This is a genomic window from Streptomyces sp. NPDC002088 (assembly GCF_040296605.1).
Taxonomy (GTDB): Bacteria; Actinomycetota; Actinomycetes; order Streptomycetales; family Streptomycetaceae; genus Streptomyces.
This window is the reverse complement of record NZ_JBEOXO010000003.1, coordinates 283,173-303,810: the sequence shown is the minus strand read 5'-3', so window position 1 is coordinate 303,810 and position 20,638 is coordinate 283,173. Positions and strand designations below refer to the sequence as shown.

Annotated in this window: 18 protein-coding genes and 1 tRNA gene; 4 read left to right on the top strand and 15 right to left on the bottom strand. The window is 70.6% G+C overall.

The window, feature by feature from the left end; all coding sequences use genetic code 11:
- Together ABT114_RS08710 and ABT114_RS08705 are read left to right on the top strand one after the other, a co-directional pair.
- A complete protein-coding gene (locus ABT114_RS08710) occupies positions 1-2,838 on the top strand; it encodes an FtsX-like permease family protein (protein WP_351140546.1) in 2,838 nt (945 codons plus the stop codon).
- A 130-nt stretch (positions 2,839-2,968) separates the two neighbouring features.
- Positions 2,969-3,925, top strand: coding sequence for an ABC transporter ATP-binding protein (locus tag ABT114_RS08705; RefSeq protein WP_351140067.1), 957 nt, complete (start codon positions 2,969-2,971; stop codon positions 3,923-3,925).
- A 67-nt stretch (positions 3,926-3,992) separates the two neighbouring features.
- Here ABT114_RS08705 and ABT114_RS08700 read toward each other — a convergent pair whose 3' ends face one another.
- The 8 genes from ABT114_RS08700 to ABT114_RS08665 all read right to left on the bottom strand — a co-directional run bounded on the left by ABT114_RS08700 (position 3,993) and on the right by ABT114_RS08665 (position 14,311).
- The gene (locus ABT114_RS08700) at positions 3,993-4,691 is read right to left on the bottom strand and encodes a DUF8185 domain-containing protein (protein ID WP_351140065.1); all 699 of its coding nucleotides are present in this window, start codon (positions 4,689-4,691) and stop codon (positions 3,993-3,995) included.
- Entirely contained in the window at positions 4,688-5,113 is a 426-nt protein-coding gene (locus tag ABT114_RS08695) for an acyl-CoA thioesterase (RefSeq protein ID WP_351140063.1), read from the bottom strand. The genes ABT114_RS08700 and ABT114_RS08695 overlap by 4 nt, the downstream gene beginning before the upstream one ends.
- 6 nt (positions 5,114-5,119) lie before the next feature.
- Positions 5,120-6,784: an energy-dependent translational throttle protein EttA gene (ettA, locus tag ABT114_RS08690; RefSeq protein WP_351140060.1), complete on the bottom strand. Its 1,665-nt coding sequence runs from the start codon at positions 6,782-6,784 to the stop codon at positions 5,120-5,122.
- Between the two features lie 576 nt (positions 6,785-7,360).
- Positions 7,361-7,582 carry a hypothetical protein gene (locus tag ABT114_RS08685; RefSeq protein WP_351140058.1) on the bottom strand — a complete coding sequence of 74 codons (222 nt, stop codon included), beginning with the start codon at positions 7,580-7,582 and terminating at the stop codon, positions 7,361-7,363.
- 155 nt (positions 7,583-7,737) lie between these two features.
- Positions 7,738-9,144 (bottom strand): Cys-Gln thioester bond-forming surface protein, encoded by a 1,407-nt coding sequence (locus ABT114_RS08680; protein ID WP_351140056.1) that lies wholly within the window; start codon positions 9,142-9,144, stop codon positions 7,738-7,740.
- A gap of 271 nt (positions 9,145-9,415) precedes the next feature.
- Positions 9,416-9,889 carry a single-stranded DNA-binding protein gene (locus tag ABT114_RS08675; protein ID WP_351140053.1) on the bottom strand — a complete coding sequence of 158 codons (474 nt, stop codon included), beginning with the start codon at positions 9,887-9,889 and terminating at the stop codon, positions 9,416-9,418.
- Between the two features lie 615 nt (positions 9,890-10,504).
- Positions 10,505-12,700: a YfjP family GTPase gene (locus ABT114_RS08670; RefSeq protein WP_502988117.1), complete on the bottom strand. Its 2,196-nt coding sequence runs from the start codon at positions 12,698-12,700 to the stop codon at positions 10,505-10,507.
- A gap of 3 nt (positions 12,701-12,703) precedes the next feature.
- Positions 12,704-14,311 (bottom strand): dynamin family protein, encoded by a 1,608-nt coding sequence (locus tag ABT114_RS08665; RefSeq protein ID WP_351140048.1) that lies wholly within the window; start codon positions 14,309-14,311, stop codon positions 12,704-12,706.
- Positions 14,312-14,632: 321 nt separating this feature from the next.
- On the opposite strand from ABT114_RS08665, the gene ABT114_RS08660 reads away from it, so the two are divergent.
- Positions 14,633-14,708 (top strand) — tRNA-Arg (locus ABT114_RS08660).
- 998 nt (positions 14,709-15,706) lie between these two features.
- On the opposite strand, the gene ABT114_RS08655 is transcribed toward ABT114_RS08660, so the two are convergent.
- The 3 genes from ABT114_RS08655 to ABT114_RS08645 all read right to left on the bottom strand — a co-directional run bounded on the left by ABT114_RS08655 (position 15,707) and on the right by ABT114_RS08645 (position 16,934).
- A complete protein-coding gene (locus ABT114_RS08655; protein WP_351140046.1) occupies positions 15,707-15,970 on the bottom strand; it encodes a hypothetical protein in 264 nt (87 codons plus the stop codon).
- 147 nt (positions 15,971-16,117) lie between these two features.
- Positions 16,118-16,381, bottom strand: coding sequence for a hypothetical protein (locus ABT114_RS08650; protein ID WP_351140044.1), 264 nt, complete (start codon positions 16,379-16,381; stop codon positions 16,118-16,120).
- A gap of 298 nt (positions 16,382-16,679) precedes the next feature.
- Complete coding sequence (locus ABT114_RS08645; RefSeq protein WP_351140042.1) at positions 16,680-16,934, bottom strand: hypothetical protein; 255 nt, start codon at positions 16,932-16,934, stop codon at positions 16,680-16,682.
- Between the two features lie 427 nt (positions 16,935-17,361).
- On the opposite strand from ABT114_RS08645, the gene ABT114_RS08640 reads away from it, so the two are divergent.
- Positions 17,362-17,625 carry a chaplin gene (locus ABT114_RS08640; protein WP_351140040.1) on the top strand — a complete coding sequence of 88 codons (264 nt, stop codon included), beginning with the start codon at positions 17,362-17,364 and terminating at the stop codon, positions 17,623-17,625.
- Between the two features lie 101 nt (positions 17,626-17,726).
- On the opposite strand, the gene ABT114_RS08635 is transcribed toward ABT114_RS08640, so the two are convergent.
- From ABT114_RS08635 to ABT114_RS08620, 4 genes are all read right to left on the bottom strand, one after another.
- Positions 17,727-18,593, bottom strand: a complete 867-nt coding sequence (locus ABT114_RS08635; RefSeq protein ID WP_351140038.1) for a tyrosinase family protein — start codon at positions 18,591-18,593, stop codon at positions 17,727-17,729.
- Complete coding sequence (locus ABT114_RS08630; protein WP_351140036.1) at positions 18,577-19,086, bottom strand: tyrosinase family oxidase copper chaperone; 510 nt, start codon at positions 19,084-19,086, stop codon at positions 18,577-18,579. Before ABT114_RS08630 ends, ABT114_RS08635 begins: the two co-directional genes overlap by 17 nt.
- Before the next feature lie 220 nt (positions 19,087-19,306).
- Complete coding sequence (locus ABT114_RS08625; RefSeq protein WP_351140034.1) at positions 19,307-19,609, bottom strand: hypothetical protein; 303 nt, start codon at positions 19,607-19,609, stop codon at positions 19,307-19,309.
- A 212-nt stretch (positions 19,610-19,821) separates the two neighbouring features.
- Positions 19,822-20,484, bottom strand: a complete 663-nt coding sequence (locus tag ABT114_RS08620) for a hypothetical protein (RefSeq protein ID WP_351140032.1) — start codon at positions 20,482-20,484, stop codon at positions 19,822-19,824.
- Positions 20,485-20,638 lie beyond the last annotated feature (154 nt).

Here is a 20,638-nt window from a genome sequence, read left to right as displayed (position 1 = left end):
ATGGTCTCCAGGACGGTCCGGTGGCTGCGCGCCCGGCCGCGGCCCCCCTTCCGCGTCGGCCGTGCCGGACGTTCCCCCGTCGCCCCGTGGATCCGCACCCGGCTGCGGGTCGCCCCCGGTGCGACGTGCGCCCTCGCGCTGCTGGTGGCGCTGACCACGTGTCTGGCCGCCGCGTTCCCCCGGGCGGTCGACCGGTACGAGGACGCGGGCCTGCGCCACTCCTTCGAGCAGGCCCACCCCGACCGGACCACGGTGCAGTTCTACGCCCCTCTGCCCGTCTACGGCTCCCCGGAGCAGGCGGCGGACGCCCTGCGCCCCGGCACGCTGGCCGAGCAGTACGCGAAGATCCGCACCACCGTCCGACGGCCGCTCGTCACCGACCCCGCCCAGTCGACGTACGGCGTCAGCACCACCATCCCGCTGGCGGTCCTCGACCCTTGGCTGCCGCAGCCGAACGGCCTGCCCGCCCGCCTGGTGTTCGCCGCCCAGCACGGCCTCGCCGCCCACGCCGGGCTGCGCACCGGCCGCCTGCCGCGCGCCCCCGCCGCATCCGTGACCGCCGCCACGACGGAGGTGGAGGCCGCGGTCACCGCCGAGACCGCCACGACCCTGCACATCAAGGTGGGTTCGGTCGTCCACGTCCCCAGTCCCGGCCGTGCCCCGCTCACCGTCCGCGTCACCGGCATCGTCAGCCCGCGCACCCCCGACGGCGCCTACTGGGCGACGCAGCCCCTGCTGCGCGCACCCGCCCTGGCGCGCACGCCCGGCGGCGGTCTGGACGACGCGTACTGGCTCGGCGCCCTGCTGCTCGCCCCCGAGGCCGCCCCCGCTCTCCTCGGCATCCCCGCGCAGGCCCGCCCCTACTGGCAGCTGGCCCCCGACCCGGCCGCCCTGCACAGCCGCGACCTGGACGCCCTGAAGCAGGCGCTCGCCGCCCTGGAGTCGGGCCCCGGCCTGCAGAAGGTGCGCGGCTTCACCAACCCGCTCGCGGACGTCAGCACCGGACTCGACGACGTGCTGGCCTCGTACACCCGGCTGCGCACGGGCGTCGCCCCGCTCGTCTCCGTCGCCGCGTTCGGCACCGGTACGGTCGCCGTCGTCGTCCTCGTACTGGCGGGCGGCCTCGCCGCCGACCGCCGCCGCGCCGAACTCGCCCTGCTGCGCGCCCGCGGCGCCTCCCTGCCCGGCCTCACGGCCCGGTTGCTCGGGGAGACGGCGGTCGTGGCGCTGCCTGCCGGTGCCCTCGGCCTCACCGCCGCACTGCTCCTGCTCCCCGGTGGCCGCGACACGCCCGCCCTCGCCGCCGCCCTCACGGTCACGGCCGTCGCCTGCGCCGCCCTGCCCGTACGCGCGGCGGCCGCCCACCGGTCGGCGCACTTCCCCGACGGCCGCGAGGACGTGGCGTCCGTACGGCCGTCCCGGCGCCGTACCGTCACGGAACTCACCCTGCTGGCGCTGGCGGCGGGAGCGGTGGAGACGCTGCGCAGACAGGGAACGTCGGGCGACGTCGGCTCCTCCGGTGGCCAACTGATCTCATTGGCGCCGGTGTTGGTGGGCGTGGTCGCCGCGCTGCTGCTGGTCCGCCTCTATCCGCTGCCCCTGCGCCGGCTGGCCCGCCCGGCCGGCCGGCTGCGCGGTGCGGTGGGCCATCTGTCGCTGGCCCGCGCGGGCCGCACGTCCGTCTCCGCCGCCCTGCCTCTGCTGGCCCTGCTGACGGCCCTGACCACCGCCGCCTTCGGCGGCTCCGTCCTGGTGGGCGTGCACGACGCCCGTGACCGGGCGGCCCTCCTCGCCGTGGGCGCCGACGCCCGCATCGAGTCGACGACCGGCCCGCTCGCGTCCGCACTGCCCGACCGCGTCCGCCACGCCTCCGGCGTACACGGGCTCACCGAGGTGAGCATCGACTACACGGCCGAGCCGGAGGACGGCCGGCAGTCGGTACCACTGGCGGGCGTGGACCCGAAGTCGTACGCGGCACTGACGGGACGGACGGGGTACGGGGCGTTCGGGGCGGGGGAGTTGAGGCGCGGGGGTGGGGCCGGGGACTCGGTCGCCCCCCTCCCCGCCCTGGCCTCCCCCACCGTCGCCGAGACGTACGGCACCGGCCCGTTCCCGGTACGTCTCGCGGACGGTACGACCGTCACCGTCCGGATCGCCCTCACCCGGGACCGGACCCCGGCCGTGCCCGGCAGCGACTTCCTGGTCGTGGACCGCGCCGGGCTGGGCCGGGGCGCGGCCCGGCCGACGGCACTGCTCGTGACGGGCGACCACCTGGACGGGAAGGCCCTGCGCAAGGCCGCGGAAGGCGCGGGTGCCGCGGGTGCCGCGGGTGCCACCGCATCCGTACAACTACGGTCCGAGGAACGCGCACGCTACGTCGACTCGCCGCTCCAGTCCGGTGCCGAGCGCGTCTACACGGCCGCGGTCGCGGCCGGCGCCGGCTACGCCACCCTCGCCCTCCTCCTGACCCTCCTGCGCGCCGCCCCCGAACGCGCCGCCCTCCTCGCCCGCCTGCGCACCATGGGCCTGACCCGGAGCCAGGGCCGCCGCCTGCTGATCCTGGAGTCCCTCCCCCAGGCCGCCCTGGCCGCGGCGGGCGGCACGCTGACGGGCTGGGCGACCGTACGACTCCTGTCACCCGGCATCGATCTGACGACCATCGCCCTGGCGACAGCCCAATCACCGGCCGGGTCACCCGAGTTGCGAACGGACCCGCTGTCCCTGGCGGTACCGGCACTGTCGGTGCTGGTGGTGGCGGTGGGGGTCGCGGCGGGCCAGGCCTGGTGGACGGGGCGGCGGGGTTCCATCACGGAGTTGAGAGCGGGGGATTCACGATGAGCCGTGGCGGAGACGGAGGCGGAGGACGGGGCGGAGACGGAGGACGAGGCCGTGGCCGCTGTCGCGGTCAGTCGTGCGGCTGGAGCGGCAGCCCACCCAGCGCCCCGAGCAGCATTCCAGGAGGCCCCCGATGACAACGAACCCCACCCTCACCGAGCTGGCCAACCGGGCCGCCGCCGCCCGCAACACCCCCGCCTACGGCCACGACGCCCTGATCACCTGCGATCGCCTGGTCCGCATCTTCTCCACCGACGGAGTCGAGGTCCAGGCCCTCCAGGGCCTCGACCTCCTCGTCCGCGAAGGCGAGCTCATGGCCCTGGTCGGCGCCTCCGGCAGCGGCAAGTCCACGCTCATGAACATTCTCGCCGGCCTGGACACCCCCACCGCCGGCGCGGCCTGCGTCGCCGGCCACGACCTCCTCGCGATGACCGCGAAGGACCGCCTCACCTACCGTCGCCAGGTCGTCGGCTTCGTCTGGCAGCAGACCTCCCGCAATCTGCTTCCCTACCTCACCGCCGCCCAGAACGTCGCCCTCCCGATGCAGCTGTCCGGCGCCCGCCAAAACCGCCGCGCCCAGTCAGAACGCGCCCTGGAACTCCTGGAGTTGCTGGAGGTCGCCGACTGCCGCGACCGCCGCCCGCAGCAGATGTCCGGAGGCCAGCAGCAGCGCGTCGCCATCGCGGTCGCCCTGGCCAACGCCCCGGCGGTGCTGCTCGCCGACGAGCCCACGGGCGAACTCGACTCCCACACCGCGGAACAGATCTTCGCCGCCTTCCGCACCGCGAACGAGTCCCTGGGCACCACCATCGTGATCGTCACCCACGACCAGGCGGTCGCCGACGAGGTCCGCCGCACGGTCGCCATCCGCGACGGCCGCACCTCCACGGAGGTCCTGCGCCGCAGCGAGGTCGACGAGACCACCGGCCACGAAACGGTGGTCGCCCGCGAGTACGCCATGCTCGACCGCGCGGGCCGCCTCCAACTCCCCGCCGACTACACCCGGGCCCTCGGCATGCGCGACCGCGTGGCCCTGGAACTGGAGCCGGACCACATCGCCGTACGGCCGGACGACAGCGAGCCGCGCTGACCGCACCGACCACCCAATGATCACTTCCCGCTGTCTCGCGGCGAAGAGCCCTCTCGTGCGGCAGAGGTCAGCGAACGCTGACGCCCAACGCCCCAAGTCCAGCCCTGCGTACGGCGATCGACCCGTACGGCGTGCGCAGCCTGAGCCATGCGCCCGACGAGAACAGCCCCAACGGCACCTCGTAGGGCGCCTGTGTGCTGCCGGACACGGCCGGCGGCAGGAAGCCCAGCGACTGCGCCGCGTGCACGACCCGCACCGGAAGCCGGCTGTCCCCCACCGTCCGGGACCAGATCTCCCGCCCGATCCGGTCGAGTGCGCCGCGGGTACGCTCCTCGTCCGGCAGCTCCTGCGTACGGGAGCGGAATTCGGCGACGGCGGCGGCGACCAGCGCGCGCAGGGTATCCGGCGCAGGCAGCCCCGGCTCGGCCCGCCACCCACCACGCGGCGGCAGCACCCCGGCCCACGGCGGCCCGGTCACCGCGCCGGGCACAGCGGCCGTGGCCGCCACCTCGTCCACCTGCTCCAGGAGTTCACCGGCGGACACGGTCACGTCGAGCGTGACATCGAGCCCGTCCTCGTACGGCTTGGCCAGCCGCACCGCGCGGATCGCCAGCACCTCGAAGGACGGGGGACGCCCGAACACGGCGAGCGCGGTCCCGGCCGCCTGGAGGCGCACCGCTGCTCCACGGTCGTAGTGGAGCAGCCTGGAGAGGAAGGCCGCGAGGTCCGCCGCCTCCCCCTCGTCGGCGAGGTGGAGCACCGTCATGCGGCGACGGCCTCCCCCTCATCGGCGTTCTCGTGGTCGTCCATGTACTCCTGGAGGAACTCGCGCTCCTCCGCGGTGATCCGGCGGGGCCTCTGCTTCTCGAAGTCGAACGGCACGATCACCGTCGAGGCCCGGACGTAGACCTGGTCCGGGTCCTTGACCTCGTAGGTGATCGTGAAGGACGCCGCCCTTATCTGCGTGACCCACAGCTCGATGTCCACCGGCGCGTGCCGGTGGACGAGCTGCCGCTTGTAGTCGATCTCGTGGCGCGCCACCACCGACCCCTGCTGGAAGTCCTTGTCCGGACGGAAGAGGAAGTCGATACGGGCTTCCTCCAGGTAGCGGAGGAACACCACGTTGTTGACGTGGCCGTACGCGTCCATGTCCGCCCAGCGCAGCGGGCAGCGGTAGATGTGCCGCAAGTTCGATCAGCCCCGGGTCAGCTTCTTGTAGGTGGCACGGTGCGGACGGGCGGCGTCCGGCCCGAGCCGCTCGATCTTGTTCTTCTCGTACGACTCGAAGTTGCCCTCGAACCAGAACCACTTGGAGTCACCCTCGTAGGCGAGGATGTGCGTGGCGACTCGGTCGAGGAACCACCGGTCGTGGGAGACGACGACGGCACAGCCGGGGAACTCCAGCAGCGCGTTCTCCAGCGACGAGAGCGTCTCGACGTCGAGGTCGTTGGTCGGCTCGTCGAGGAGCAGCAGGTTGCCGCCCTGCTTGAGGGTGAGCGCGAGGTTGAGGCGGTTGCGCTCACCGCCGGACAGGATGCCGGCCGGCTTCTGCTGGTCCGGGCCCTTGAAGCCGAAGGCGGAGACGTACGCCCGCGAGGGCATCTCCACCTGGCCGACGTTGATGTAGTCGAGTTCGTCCGAGACCACGGCCCACAGGGTCTTCTTCGGGTCGATGTTCTCGCGGCTCTGGTCGACGTACGAGATCTTGACGGTCTCGCCGACCTTGATCGAACCGGAGTCCGGGTCCTCGAGACCCTGGATCATCTTGAAGAGCGTGGTCTTGCCGGCACCGTTCGGCCCGATGACACCCACGATGCCGTTGCGCGGCAGGGTGAAGCTCAGGTCCTCGATGAGGACCTTGTCGCCGAAGGCCTTGTTGAGGTTGTTGACCTCGACGACGACGCTGCCCAGACGCGGGCCCGGCGGGATCTGGATCTCCTCGAAGTCCAGCTTCCGCATCTTGTCGGCCTCGGCGGCCATCTCCTCGTAGCGCGCCAGACGCGCCTTGGACTTGGCCTGACGCCCCTTGGCGTTGGACCGCACCCACTCGAGCTCTTCCTTGAGCCGCTTCTGCCGCTTGGCGTCCTTCTGGCCCTCGACCTTCAGACGGGAGGCCTTGGTCTCCAGGTACTTGGAGTAGTTGCCCTCGTAACCGTGGAGACGGCCACGGTCGACCTCGCAGATCCACTCGGCGACGTTGTCGAGGAAGTACCGGTCGTGGGTGATGGCCACGACGGTGCCCGCGTACTTGGCGAGGTGCTGCTCCAGCCAGTTCACGGACTCGGCGTCGAGGTGGTTGGTGGGCTCGTCGAGGAGCAGCAGGTCGGGCGCCTCGAGCAGCAGCTTGCACAGCGCGACGCGACGCTTCTCACCACCGGAGAGGTTGTTGACCGGCCAGTCGCCGGGCGGGCAGCCCAGGGCGTCCATGGCCTGCTCCAGCTGGGCGTCGAGGTCCCACGCGTTGGCGTGGTCGAGGTCCTCCTGGAGCTTGCCCATCTCCTCGAGCAGCGCGTCCGAGTAGTCGGTCGCCATCTGCTCGGCGATCTCGTTGAACCGGTCGAGCTTGCCCTTGACCTCGGCGACACCCTCCTGGACGTTCTCCAGGACCGTCTTCTCCTCGTTCAGAGGGGGCTCCTGCAGCAGGATGCCGACGGTGTAGCCGGGCGAGAGGAACGCGTCACCGTTCGACGGTTGCTCGAGACCCGCCATGATCTTCAGGACGGTCGACTTACCGGCCCCGTTCGGACCGACAACACCGATCTTCGCGCCGGGCAGGAAGCTCAGCGTGACGTCGTCAAGGATGACCTTGTCGCCGTGCGCCTTGCGCGTCTTGCGCATGGTGTAAATGAACTCAGCCAAGAGAAACCGTCCGGCAGCTTGAAATCTGGCAGTGGGCAGATACACCCCATCTTGCCTGACCGCTACCTCTGGGGGGAAACGCGCCAGGTCGCCACTCCCTGACCTGGGGTTTCTTGGCTCGCCGCGGCGGCTCGACAGTCACTGCCGGTCGTCAACGGCCGTCATCGATCGCCCTCGCGCGGCCCAGAGACGCCCGAGATTGCCTGGCGGGTCCGGCGCAGTAGACGCCTGCGCGACGCTGTCCGGCGGCCCGTGCTGAACACGCCGGCGCACGTTCGCGAACGCTGACGGGCCTCCCCGGCAGCCCCCTGTCAGTGGTCGGAGTCAGCCGGCCTTGCGTCGAGGCGCACCCATGCCCGGGACGGACGCTTGCGCGTCCGTGAGCGGGAAGGTCTCGTTCTCTCCGAAGTCCGGGGCCTGGAAGGGGTTCGTCGCCGGAGGCGGCGATGCCGCGGTGGCAGCGGGCCGTGCCCCTTCCGGAGCGGAGAACAGCGAGGTCAGGTCGATGAGAGGTCTCCATTCGTTACAGCCAGGTCCATCGATGGACCTGGCGTGCCATGCCCGGGCACAGCGGTCCTACAGCTTGCTCATCTTGGAGTACGGGCTCAAGATCCGCTGTTGCACCGAACCGAAATCCACGAGCGCCGCGATCCCCTCCTCGATGCCGATGACCCGGCCGAGGCCGTACATGTCGTGCGTGACCTGGTCGCCCACGGCGAACTGCTTGGGAGGCGGCGCGACCGGGGGCTTGAAGGGGCTGCCGGGCAAATAACGCTTTGGTGCAGGTGGCTTTGTCATTGCCACCAGTATGCGCCTGCGTGGGGCCGTTCGCTGCGGCTGTCCACGTCCGCTGTTCGGCACTTGGCGAGACGGACGGAAACCCGACCGCGCTGCCGCACGGCGGGTCGCCGTGCGGTCGCTCACTGTTCAGGGGGCAAGGAGCAGGAACCGCCTCAGTCCCGCGTAGGCGTCTGCTTTCTGCCCGCGAGGAGCAGGGCCGCGCCGCCGATGACGACCAGGCCGATGGCTACTCCGGCGATCAGCGGGGTGGTGCTGGAGCCGCCGGTCTCGGCGAGGTTCGTGCCGGTGGAGGTGCCGCCGACCGTGGCGGGGCTCGGCTCGCTGAGGGTCTGCGTGGCGGTGCCGCCGGCGCTGCCCTGGGTCTTGCAGTCGAGGACGCCGGTGAATCGCTTCTCGAAGCCGGCCGGGCCGGTGATCGTGAAGTCGTAGGCCTGGTCCTCCTGGAACGGGATCGTCACCGTCCGCGACTCTCCCGCCGCGATGCTGTACTCGACGCCCATCAGCTCGAAGGTGAACGCCTTGTCGCCCTCGTTGGCCGCGGCGATGTCCACGTGGCCCTTGGCGCAGTTCTTCACCGCCGACAGCGCCGGTACGGCGCCCTTCGCCGCCCAGGCCGCGCTCGCCGTCGCCGAGACCGTCGACTCGCTGGAGCCGGCCAGGATCTGCGTCTGGCTCCTGCTCTCGGAGGTGAAGGCGCGACCGACCGGGACGGTGGTGGAGGCCTGCACGGTCAGTTCGGCCGTGCCGGACGTGGCGTCGTCGGGCACGTCGAAGTACAACTGGCTGCCGTCCCGCGCGGCAGTGACGGCCCTGCCGTCCTTGCCGACGATCCGCACCCCGCTCATGGCGGCGTCCGCCGGTGGGGTCACCGTCACGCTGTCCGCATTGGTGTGCACGGTCACCGGGCCGAGCAGCCCGCCGGGGCGACCGGAGACCGCGGACGGGGCGAGGGTCAACGACGCCTTGGGCTCCGAGACGGTGCGGGCGGTCTTCTGGAGGTAGTCGGCGAGCTTCTCGGCCTGCGGGTCCACGGCGTCGACGTCGGCGGCGTCCGAGTAGCGCCAGATGGCCACCTGGGTGCCGGCCGCCGCGTCCTGCTCGGTGAGGCCGCCGTTGATACCGGCTTCCTCGGCGAGCGCCGCCAGGTCGTTGACCTGCGGGTAGGAGTTCTGCAGGATCCAGCGGATCCGGCCGGCGTCCTTGTTGACGCCCAGGGACGTGCCGCTCCACGGCGTCTCGTGGTACCTGGCGTCCCGCTGCGTGGGGTTGTGGAGGTCGACGCAGTACGTCTGCAGGGTGCCACCGCCATCGACGGACATCTCGAACAGGCCCGCCGACACCTGCTGGTCCCCGTCGTCTCCGTGGATCACGGCGGCGCCGTACGTCTTCAGACTGCCGATGGTGGCGATCGCCCCGCCCTGGTTCTGCGACGTCTCGGCGGCGGCCGGGCCGGCGGCGACCATCGCACCGGCGGCGACGACCCCGGACACCAGTACCGCGGCGGCGAGGCGAGCCGCCCCTCGCCTGCGCAGGGACAGCGCGGAGAGCGAAGAAAACACAGAATTCCCCTTCGAGCAGGACCCGTTGGCGTGGGGTTACGGGTCCCACCAGCAGAATCAGGAGCCTCGAGAGCTCTGCCCGGCATCCTAAGGAGGCGGCGCACCGCCTTCCCCCGTCACATCGTCGGACAAGCAATCCGACTCGGAATCGTTATCGCCGAGACCGCCTCTGAGCAGGGCTTATCGACAAATCAACCGGGCCGTTCAGGGCGGGACTCGGACGCATTCATCGATAAGCCGCAGTTCGGTCAGCTCGGGGCGTTGCCTGACATCACGTCACCGTTGCGGGTTCCGAACGCTGTTGGGTGGTCGCCGCTTCGGAACTCTCGGCCGGTGTCTCCCAATTGGGCTCCGGTTGCGGCGGTGTGGCGGCCGTCCCCATCTCCGGCCTGCCCGTACGCCGGAAGGCGGAGGTGCCCCGCGCGAGATCGTGGCCGATCGCCACCGCGTCGATGTCCGCCGACGTCCAGCTCTGCCCCTCGCGCACTTCGGTGCGCACCTTCAGCCGACCCTGCACGATGACGGGCTCGCCCACCGACAGCGACGCCGCCGCGTTCGTGGCGAGCTGGCGATTGGCCCACACCGTGAAGAAGTTGGTGTGCCCGTCGGTCCAGGTGCTCTTCTCCCGGTCCCAGTAACGCGAGGTCACCGCGAGCCGGAACCGCGCGGACGGTCCCGCCGCCAGCTCCCGGTACACCGGCTGCGTGGCCACGTTGCCCACCGTGCACACGATCGTCTCGTTCATCGCGAACCCCTCCCTGACCCGGGAGCTCATGCCCCGGGCGGACACACGTACGGGCCCGTCCCGTACGGCTGCGTCTGCCGCGCCGGCCGCGATCGCTCGCGCACCGCCGCTGCCGTGACGACCGCGTCCGTCGCGATCGCCGCAAAGCCAGACTGCCTCCGCCGGAACGAGCCCGCTGAGCCCTGTGGATCACCGCCCGCCTGTGGAAAACTCCGTCACCCGGCCGGGGGACCCACCCCCTCTCCCGTTGTAGATCACCTGACGTCGTGGATCACCTGACGTCGTGGATGGCCCTGCCGCCGTGGATCGCCATGCCGCTGTGGGCCCGTCTGCCCTCGCGGATCACCCCGGCGCCGCGGGTCCCCCTGCCGTGGGTCCCCGTGCCCTCGCGGATCCCCGGCCTCCGCAGGTCCCCGCGCCCTCACAGATCCCCCGCCGCCGTGGGTCCCCGCGCCCGCACAGATCCCCCGCCGTCCCTGCCGCTGTGCACCACTCTGTCGCCGCGAGCCCCCCTCCCTCACCGACTTTCCCTCATCGATCCCCTGCCGCCGCGGGCCCACCAGCCCCGCGGATCTTCACGCCGCCGCGAATCCCCACCCGATGACGCCCCCGGACTCACCGGGCCACAGCCCCCACCCCCGTGACCCGGCCGTACTGCTCCCGCACCTCCCGGTACCGCAGCAGCTCCGCGGCCACCGGATCCAGCACCCGGGCCCGCCCGCAGCCCGCGGCCGCCTCCCGCAATCGCCGCTCCGCCTCCTGCCCGTACCGTTTCGCTGGTCCGCGCGCCGCCATCCGGCAGCTCCACTCGACGAGCGGCCCGCCGATGATGCCGGCCACCATCAGCAGCACGGGCACGCCAAGATTCGGCGCCATGACCCCGACGATCTGAGCCACCAACCACACTCCGCCGACGATCTGAAGCAGCGTCATGGCCGCCTGCGTCAGGACGGCCGCCGGCCACCAGCCCGGCCGCGGCGGCCGCCCGGGAGGCAGCCCGGCCCGCGCCGCCAGCTCGTCCAACGCCTCGGGCAACCCCTGGGAGCCCCGTACGGAGGCCTCGCGCACCGCCTGCGCCCACGGCGCGGGCAGCCCGGCCGACGCCCGTTCGGAGACCTTCCGCACCGCCTGTTCGACGCGCTGCCGCGCCGTGGCCTCCTCGTCCGTCTGTGCCCGCAGCGCATGACGTCCCGTGGAGGGATCGGTCCGGGCCTGGCACCACCGCCACAGCCGTAGCCAGGGCGTCCCGCACGCGCGGTTGGCGTTGCGCAGCCAGGCGCGTTCGGCCGCCTCGCCCGCCGCCGTGGCGCCCACCGCGTCCGCCAGCCGCGCGGCGAACTCGTCCCGGGCCTCCTCGGTGAGGCCGCTACGCCGTCCGGTCGCGTACACCGGTCGCAGCCGGGCCGCGGCCGCGTCGATGTCGGCCGAGACACGGCGGGCCGCCGCCCCACGCTCCGCCACGAACTGGCCGAGCAGCTCCCGCAGTTCGCCGACCCCGTCCCCGGTCAACGCGGACAGCGCGAGCACGGTCGCGCCCGGGTCTCCGTACTCCCCGAGGGCCATCCCGTCCTCGTCGAGAAGCCGCCGCAGATCATCGAGGACCAGCTCGGCCGCCTCCCCGGGCAGCCGGTCGACCTGGTTGAGGACGACGAACATGACCTCCGCGTGACCCGCCATGGGCCGCAGATAGCGCTCGTGGAGGACGGCGTCGGCGTACTTCTCGGGATCGACGACCCAGATGACCGCGTCGACGAGCGCCAGGACGCGGTCCACCTGCTCGCGGTGCTGCACGGCCGCCGAGTCGTGGTCGGGGAGGTCGACCAGGACGAGGCCGTGCAGCTGTGCTTCCGCATCCGCGCTCTGCACCGGGCGCCGCCGCAGCCGTCCCGGGATGCCGAGCCGGTCGATGAGGCTCGCCGCGCCGTCGCTCCAGCTGCACACGATGGGGGCGGCGGTGGTCGGCCGCCGCACGCCCGTCTCCGAGATCGTCACCCCGGCGAGCATGTTGAACAGCTGCGACTTGCCACTGCCGGTGGCACCCGCGATGGCGACGACCGTGTGCTGCCCGGAGAGCTTGCGCCGCGCCGCCGCCTCATCCAGGACCCGGCCCGCCTCGGCGAGCGTCCTGCTGTCGAGCCGGGTGCGGGAGAGCCCCACGAGCTCCCGCAGCGCGTCGAGCCGCGAGCGCAGCGGCCCGTCGTACGCGAGCGGGGCGACGGTCTGCGGCCCGGACCCCCGGTTCTCGACGACAGCGGCAGCAGCGGCAGCCGACTCAGCGGCACTTCCCTCCGTCACCCGCCTCGCGATCAGTCCGTCGTCCCAGGCGCCGGCGGAATCTTCCCTACGGTCCGTAGTGTCGGCGCGATCGGCACGATCGGCGCCATCCATACGGTCCGTATGGACCACTCGCTCCGTACGCTCCGTACGCTCCGCGCGCTCCGCGCGCTCCGTACGGTCCATTCGCTCCGCACGCTCCGTAGGCTCCGTACGACGGGAGTCGTCATCGCCACCCTGCACGCGCGCGTGGGCCCCGTCGTCCGCAGGTTCCTCGGAACGCTCGTCCTCGACTGCGTCGTCTTCCTGAAGAGCTCCCTCCGGAGGGCCCTCCACGGCGCCCTCATCAGAGTCCTCCGCAATGGGCTGCTCGGCAGGTTGCCCGCCAGGTGGTCCGACGCGAACGCCCTCCACAGGAAGGCCGTTTTCGCGATCGCCCTCCACAAAGGCACGGTTTTCGGCGTGATCGCCCACGAGGGCCACCTCCCCGCCGTGATCGGCATGTTCCGTGTGGTCCTGGTCAGTGACGGCGGTCACCGGTCACCTCTCCTTCTGCAGTACGGACAGCGCGGCGATGAGTTCGGCCTGGGGCTCCGCCTGGACGTCGAGCCCGTCGAGTGGCGCGAGGCGGCGCTCGCGTTCGGTTTGCAGCACCCGGTCCACGTGCTCGGTGAGCAGACGCCCGCCCCGGTCGCGCAGCCGCAGCGCGCCGTGCGCGCCGATCCGCTCCGCGAGCCCCTCGCCCGCGGAGCGGGCCCTGCGGCCGCCCAGCAGGGCGGTGGCGGCCAGGGCGGCGGTCACCTCGGGGTCGGGGGCGACGCTGCGTTCAAGGCCGCGTACCTCTTCCTCGGCGTACTCCTCGAGCTCCCGCCGCCAGCGCCGCACGGCCATCCCGATCCGGTGCTCGGCGCTCTCCAGCGAGGGGTCGCGTTCTGTCAGCTCGGGTGCGCCCGCGGCGGGTTCGCGCCGCCAGGCCTCGTCGATGCGTTCATCGGCGGCGGTGACGGCGCACAGCAGAAGTGAGCCGAGGCTCTCCATGAGGGCGTCGAAGAGTTCACCCGCGGTGCAGTCGAGCGGGAAGGCGCGCCACCGCTTCAGCGCGTCGCCGGCGAGTACGGCACCGCCCTGCAACCGTCCCCGTACGCGCGTGTACTCGCTGTCGTACGCCCCGTCGACGGCGGCGGTGAGCCGGAGCGCGGCCGCGTGCTGCGCGGCCGCGGCGCCGGCGAGTTCGGGCATCCGCGATTTGAGGGAGTCGAGGACGCCGTAGGCCGTCCGGGCCATGGCGTCCTGCCGGGCGGCGGGATCCTGGGTGTGCTGGATCAGCCAGGTCCGCAGGGATGCCACGGCGGTGGCCGGAAGCAGTCCTCCGCCCCAGGCCGACTCGGGCAGTTCGGGCACGGTGAAGCGGGGTACGTCGCCGAGCCCGGCCTTGGTGAGCAGGGCGCCGTACTGCCGCGACACCTCGGAGACGACCTGGTGGGGCACCCGGTCGAGCACGGTCACGAGCGTGGCGCGGTACTCCTTGGCGGTGCGCAGCAGATGCCAGGGCACGGCGTCGGCGTAGCGGGCGGCTGTCGTGACCATGACCCAGAGGTCGGCCGCACAGATGAGTTCCGCGGCGAGGACGCGGTTGTCGGCCACGAGGGAGTCGATGTCGGGCGCGTCCAGGAGGGCGAGGCCGCGCGGCAGGGTGTCCGCGGTCTCGATGCGCAGGATGCGCTTGCCGTCCTCCCCGGGCAGCGCCAGATCGTCTCCGGGCTCCCGATGGGGCACCCACACGCGCGTGAGGTCGGGCAGGACGCGCATGCCGCTGAACCAGTGATGGTCCTCCGGGTGGCACACCAGCACCGGGGTCCGTGTCGTCGGCCGCAACACCCCCGCCTCGCTGACCCGGCGCCCTACGAGTGAGTTGACGAGGGTCGACTTCCCGGCGCCGGTGGATCCCCCGATGACGGCCAGCAAGGGCGCTTCGGGCTCCCTCAACCGGGGCACCAAGTAGTCGTCGAGCTGGGCGAGCAGTTCGTCGCGGTTGGCACGCGCGCGCGGGGCCCCCGCAAGGGGCAGCGGGAAGCGTGCGGCGGCGACACGGTCGCGCAGGGCGGAGAGTGCGTCGATCAGCTGAGGCCGTACGTCCAAGGTCACCACATGCGAAGAATGCCCAATTTTGGGGGATTTCTGAAGCATATAGGCATGTCTGCGCGCCGATAGAACACAAGGGACGGAAGGGGCGACTGGGACAAGGGCACAGCCCAGGCATAACGAGTGCACAACACCCGAGGCGTGAGGCCCCAAAAGCGATGCAGGATTCGTACCTGCCTGCGATTATCAGGACCGCTTCACTGAACCTCCACATTGAGCCACGGAGGCGAAGCAACAGGGACAAGGAGCTGGGAGCCCTATTCTTGTCTCCGGCAACGTCAGGGATCAGCCCGCACCCGGGTACCACGAACGAGGCCACCACACCCGGCCCCCGTAGCTCAGTGGATAGAGCAGGCGCCTTCTAAGCGCTTGGCCGCAGGTTCGAGTCCTGCCGGGGGCGCCACGCCTCGCCCTCCCTCCGGGAGGGCATTTTCACTGGTCAGAGTAGCCGCAGCCACACGCGGTACAGGGCCGACCCGGCCTCCAGTGATCACGGAGACGGTCCGGGGCCGTTCAGCCGCCATCGGGCTTCCACGGGTGGCCGCGGCAAAATACGTGGCGCCGACCGAGGTGACAGTCGACGCTCACAGCAAGCACCGCCCGCGTAGTCGCACGTCCCGACCGAGGGCGGGGGCGTCCGGGGTGCGGCAGACGTCCCGGTCGGGGCGGTTGCAGACCGACCGAAGGGCGAGGCGGCGAGCGCGGCGAAGACGCGTCCGAAAAGCAGCCGGCGGCTGCCACCGCCCCCATCGACTGACGGTTACCCAACTGACGGCATCAGCCGTCAGATCTTCTCGTACAAACGCACATTTCATTCGAATGATGCGAAATCTCCAGCATGGACGGGTAAAGCCTCCTTGAATTCGGGGAGGTGCCGAAATCGTATGGAGCAAGGAACGCAAACATGAGCCCTGAACGCCGGATAAACACGCCGTCGGCCAAGGTGAGCTGTCCGTTGAGAATTCGTCGATCGACTCGATGACCACGTACACCGGCGGCGTCCCCGCGCGCGTCATACAGCGCACTCTCGCCCTCATCGCCGCGATCTGACGCAGCGACGCCGACAGGCAAAACGCCGTACGCTCACCGACCACCCACGATTACCCTCGCAGCATGAGCAACCTCAACTGGCCAACAGCAGTTGACAGTTGCTCTGGTCGACTTCGGTCAGCGGACGATGTGCCGTCACGACAACCATCCTCGGGAAGCCACCTGGTCACCGTCGAGCGCATGAAGGAGGCCTCGGACCTGATCGGCCGGTTCTGCGCCGCGCCGCTGAGGGGCCGGAAATACAGGGATGGCCGGGACCCGGTATCGGGTCCCGGCCATTCTCCGCTGTGCCGGTGGACTACGCGACAGGTGCAGACGTGAACAAGAGCACCAGACTGCCTCGGTTGGACGTCAGAACTTCTTTCCACCGATGGTGATGTGGCTGTCGCAGCCGCCACTTGCGCAGGTCTGCGATTGATTGCTGACGACCTCGACGAGGTTTCCGTCCTTGTCGCGATACACACTCTTCTGCACGCAGCGAACGTTGCCCTTGCCGTCGTCGACGCACGTGCCGGAGCCACCGGAGCCATCATGGCCGAAGGCCTGGCCGGCACCGATCAGAGCGATGCTCCACAGGACTCCCGCTGCGGCTGCGATCTTCTTTGAATTCAGCATCTGCATACTCCTTTACGGTCGATCCCCCGTGTACAGGACGACAGAGGCGTTCTAGAACTTGAATCGGCACAAACCAGGGCGGGCCCCGGGCCCGGACGGTTGGGTTCGGGCACCGGGGCCTGCCCAGATCACCTGGTCAGTGACCCATCAGCCGCCGAGGGCGAGGCTGTTCGTGCAGGACGCCGAGAGGCTCTGGTCGACAGGCTGGTTCGCCAGGATGTTCAGAACCTGGAGGTTGACGCGGCTGAGGTTCAGGACGCCCGACTGACTCTCATTGCCGCACGAGTTGGACTGGTGGTTGTCCAGCTTGAACGCCGGCTCGTCACCGTTGGCGTGGCTGACGCCAGCGCCGAGGAAGCCGACGCTGCCGAGCATGGCCATGACGACAGCGGCCTTCTGGTACTTGCGCATTACCTCTCCATTTCTCGTGTCGACACGATCCGTGATGGACCGGTGACTGACAGTTGCCAAACCTAGGAGACATTCGCGACTTTTGATAGCCGAAACGCCGAATCGCCCAAGTTTCTTGAAAATGTGCACGGGACCGGCTCTTTCGCGCGACGCCACGGAACCCGACCGAGCCCCGAGCCGCCGCAGACGGCGCACACGCCGACGAGCCGACGGGTCGACAAAAAGCCAGAGGCGGGCCCCGGGGTCCGGACACTTGGCCCGGGCCCGGGGCCCGCCTAGATCAGCTGATCAGGGACCGTCAGCCGCCGAGACCGTTCGCGCAGGAGAACTTGACGCTCTGGTCGACGGGCTGGTTCGCCAGGATGTCGAGGATCTGAGCGTTGACGCGGGTGAGGTTGAGAACGCCCTGCACGCTCTCGTTGCCGCACGCGTTGGTCTGAGTGCTGTCCACATCGACCCCGTCGCCACCATGGGCCTGGCTGACGCCGGCGCCGAGGAAGCTGACACTGCCGAGCATGGCCATGATGACAGCGGCCTTCTGGTACTTGCGCATTACCTCTCCGTTTCTCGAGTTGACACAGTCCGTGATGAACCGGTCACTTACGGTCGTAAATGTAAGTGATGCGTGAGGCTTTCGACACATGAAACGCCGAATCACGTAAGTTTCTTGAAAAATGCCCGTTGTGGCGCTTCTGCGCGCAGGTCGGGCGGCCGAACCCGGGGTAGCCCCTCCGGCCAACTGCCGTGTCGCATGGCGTCACTGCACCTGGCCGAGAGCCGAGCCACCGCCGGCACCTTCCTGGGCCGGACCGTGTTGCGGGAACCGTCGGCGGCCATGAGCAGAAACCACCGCCCGTCCGGCGAAGCCCCTTTCCAAAAGGGTGATCCGAGGCCGTGACCGGCCCGGGGGCGGCGCGTTGAAGGGGCAGTGCGGTCGCGCGTCCTGCTGCCGCGCTTACCAAGTCAGTAAGGAGAACGTGATGTCTCGCATCACGAAGGCGGCCACCATCGCTCTCGGCACGAGCGCCGTGGTGCTCGGCGGGGCCGGTCTCGCCGCGGCCGGCGCCAACGCCGAGGGCACGGCGGTCGGCTCGCCCGGCGTTGTGTCCGGCAATGTGATCCAGGCCCCGATCCACGCGCCGATCAACGTGTGCGGAAACACCGTCACCGTGATCGGCGCTCTCAACCCGGCCATCGGCAACGTCTGCAAGAACGGCCACAAGACGTCCGGTTACGGCGACTGACATCCGCCGTACCGACCCGAGAGCCCCGGCGCCCGCGAGCGAGCGCCGGGGCTCTCGGCATGAACCCGCGTCACCTCACGCGTAGAGGTTCGCGTACCGGTTCAGGCGTACCGGTAGATCCGGCCGACGTCCTCCAGCTCGTCCGGCGTCACGTCCCACGGCGGCAGCTTCTGGTGCCGTGCCACGATCCGGTCGTGCTGCTCGTCGCCGGAGGCCGGCGGTGTCGCGGGGAGATAGCGGGCCCCGCGGTGCCGACGCTGCCAGCGGTACCACTGCAGGTCGATGAAGGCGTGGTGCAGCCAGAAGACCGGGTCGTTGACGGAGGCGCCGCCGAGCATGGCCCCGCCGACCCAGCGGTGGACCCGGTTGTGGTTGCGCCAGGAGGCGCTGCCCCGGCCGGTGCCCCAGCCCTCCAGCTTGTTGCGGAAACCTCGCGTGACCGTCGAGTCCCAGGGCGCCACGTCGTAGGCGGAGTCCTTCAGCGCCCACTCCAGTTCGCTCTTCGTGGGCAGGTCGATGGGAGCGCGGGAATGGCCGAGGTCCCGGGTGAGGAACGCCCCTTCGGTCACGCCCTCCTTGATGGTCCAGTTGCCCTCCCGATAGGCGAACGGACCGGTCATCACCTGTCGGTCGGAGCGGCGCCCGTTGCCGCCGAGGAGGTCCGACGTCCAGGGGACGGAGGTGGTCGTGCGGTCGCGCGTCCAGTCCCAGTACGGAACGGTCACCGAAGAGTCCACCCGGCGCAGCGCGCGCTCCAGATCGAGCAGGAACCGGCGATGCCAGGGCAGGAAGGAGGGCGCCATGTGCGCGGTGCGCAGTCCGTCCTCGCCGTCAGAAGGGAAGTACGCGACATGCGTCCGCACGAACTCGTCGTACTCGCCACGCCGTTTGACCTCCAGCAGCGCCTTGACGAACCGGCGCCTCTCGGCCCCCGTGAGCGTGCCGGCGTCCCTACGCACGTACGCCATGCCGGTCCTCCCAGTGCAGGTGTCCCGCGCCGTCCGGTCCCTGAGCCGGGTCGCGCAACCGCTGACCGGGGCCGAGTTCGTCGACGGCGGCGCGGGCCGCCTCGAGCGGCGTCCGGTACGACCGGTAGTGGTCGACCATGCTCAGCCAGGTGCCGTCGGCGCGGCGCATCAGATGCAGAGGGCGGCCGTCCACAGTGACGTGCCACTGTCCTTTCTCGGTCGCGCCGCGAACGAGGGTCCACATGCCTCGGATGCGGCGGCCGCAGTAGGTCTGATCGAAGGCGGCGTCACCGCCCGGCGCGTCCCCGCGCGCGGATCCGGGGTGTGAAGACCGGAAGGCGGCGCCCACCGGAGCCAGGGCCGCGACGGCGAGCGCGCAGGTGAGCAGACCACGCGCCGCATCCCGTCGTGTTCTGCTCTCCGGTCCGGGCCGCTCCGGGCCCGGTGCTCCGTCCTCGGCACCTGCCGGTACTCCGCCGATGCTGACGACCATGGTTGACTCCTCGTCCGGTTCGGTTGTCCGTAGCGGTAACCGCCGAACGGCCCGCGCGGTCACCGCCGCGCGGGCAGAACAGTGCACGCCTGCGGCCGTACCCGTGATCCCCGGGGGCCATGACTGCGCGCGGAGCAGGCCGACGGCACTGGCCCTGCACATGGAGAAGCGGCCCTCGAATCCCACCGAGGGCCGTCCCTTCGTACGGCGTGGCTCAGCCCTAGAGCGTCAGACCGCCGTGCAGCGGCTTGACGTCACGCAGTGCGGCCGTGGCGTCCTTCGTCGTGCCGCGCATCGGCCTGGTGTCGTTCAGCGCGGTCGCGGCGCTGTGGATCAGCGATTCCCTGTGCGTGGCCTCGGCCACGTCCGACTCCTCGTGCAGCGGCAGGTCGATGGGAACCTTGGTGTTCACGCCGCCGCTGAAGCCGGCGTTCGCCACGTCGATAGCGAACGCCGGCCCGCCGACACTGGCAGCGATCAAGGACCCGGCAACGACGGCGGCAGCCTTCAGGGACTTCATCATGTTCCTTTCTTCGGCAACGGGGGTCACCGGAGGGGAGATTCTGTCGCCGTGCCTAACGAGCCCTGACCAGAGCGGAAACCGGAGACACCGAAGATTGCAAGTCCTCATATGAGATCTCCGGGACGGAAAACCAACGGAAGAACAACAGTCGCGGTGCCGCCCCCGAAAGCCGGCAACACGACTGGACGGGCGGGAGCCGCACCGTACGACGCTCACGAGGCCGGCGGCAGCACCGTCGTCGGCAGCGTGATCTCAGGCAGCGTGACGACCGGCGCAGGAGACACCGACGTCGATGTCGACGTGCTGGGCGGCGTCGGATCCGGCAGGTCGCTGTCGATCAGCGCGGCGACGAGGTTCTCCACCTCGGTCAGCAGGCCGTCGACCGACGCCGACACCTGGCTGACGTCACCGGAGGTGACCGACTGCAAGAGGCTTTCGAGGGCCTTCTCCACGGCGTCCAGCGCGTCACTCGTGGGGTCGGCGGCACGCCGCTCGGAGACCCTGGGCTTGGCGGCGCCCCGAGTGGGAGCGGGCCGCAGCTCACGCGTCGCCGGAGCCTTGGCGGCCGCCTTGACCAGGGCGCTCTTCGCGGCGTCGCCCATTTTCCCGGCCTCGGCGGGGGGCAGTTGGCCGTTGTCCGCCTTGAGTACGGCGTTCAGCAGGTCGGTGACCGGGGTGAGCTCGTCCCCGAAGGCGTTGAGTTTCCTGACCTGAGCGCGAAGCGCGTTCGAGCCGGGGAGCGGCGCATCGGGCAACGCCGCATGGCTGCGCTCGCGGGCCGAGTCGGCTGCCATGGCGGCGGGCCCGGTGATCCCGACCAGGAGGGCGGCACACAGTGCGCTGGACGCGACACGCCGTGCGGGCAGAGCATGCATGGGGAATTCCTTTGGGTGGGCGTCGGATCTTGAGCCCACCGTGTAAGCACCTATGAATACCCGCAACCGATCATATGGCTTTCGCCATTTCACATTCCCTCTGTCGCCGCGTCCTGGCTGATCAGACGGTATGCCACACCGATTACACCCCGGC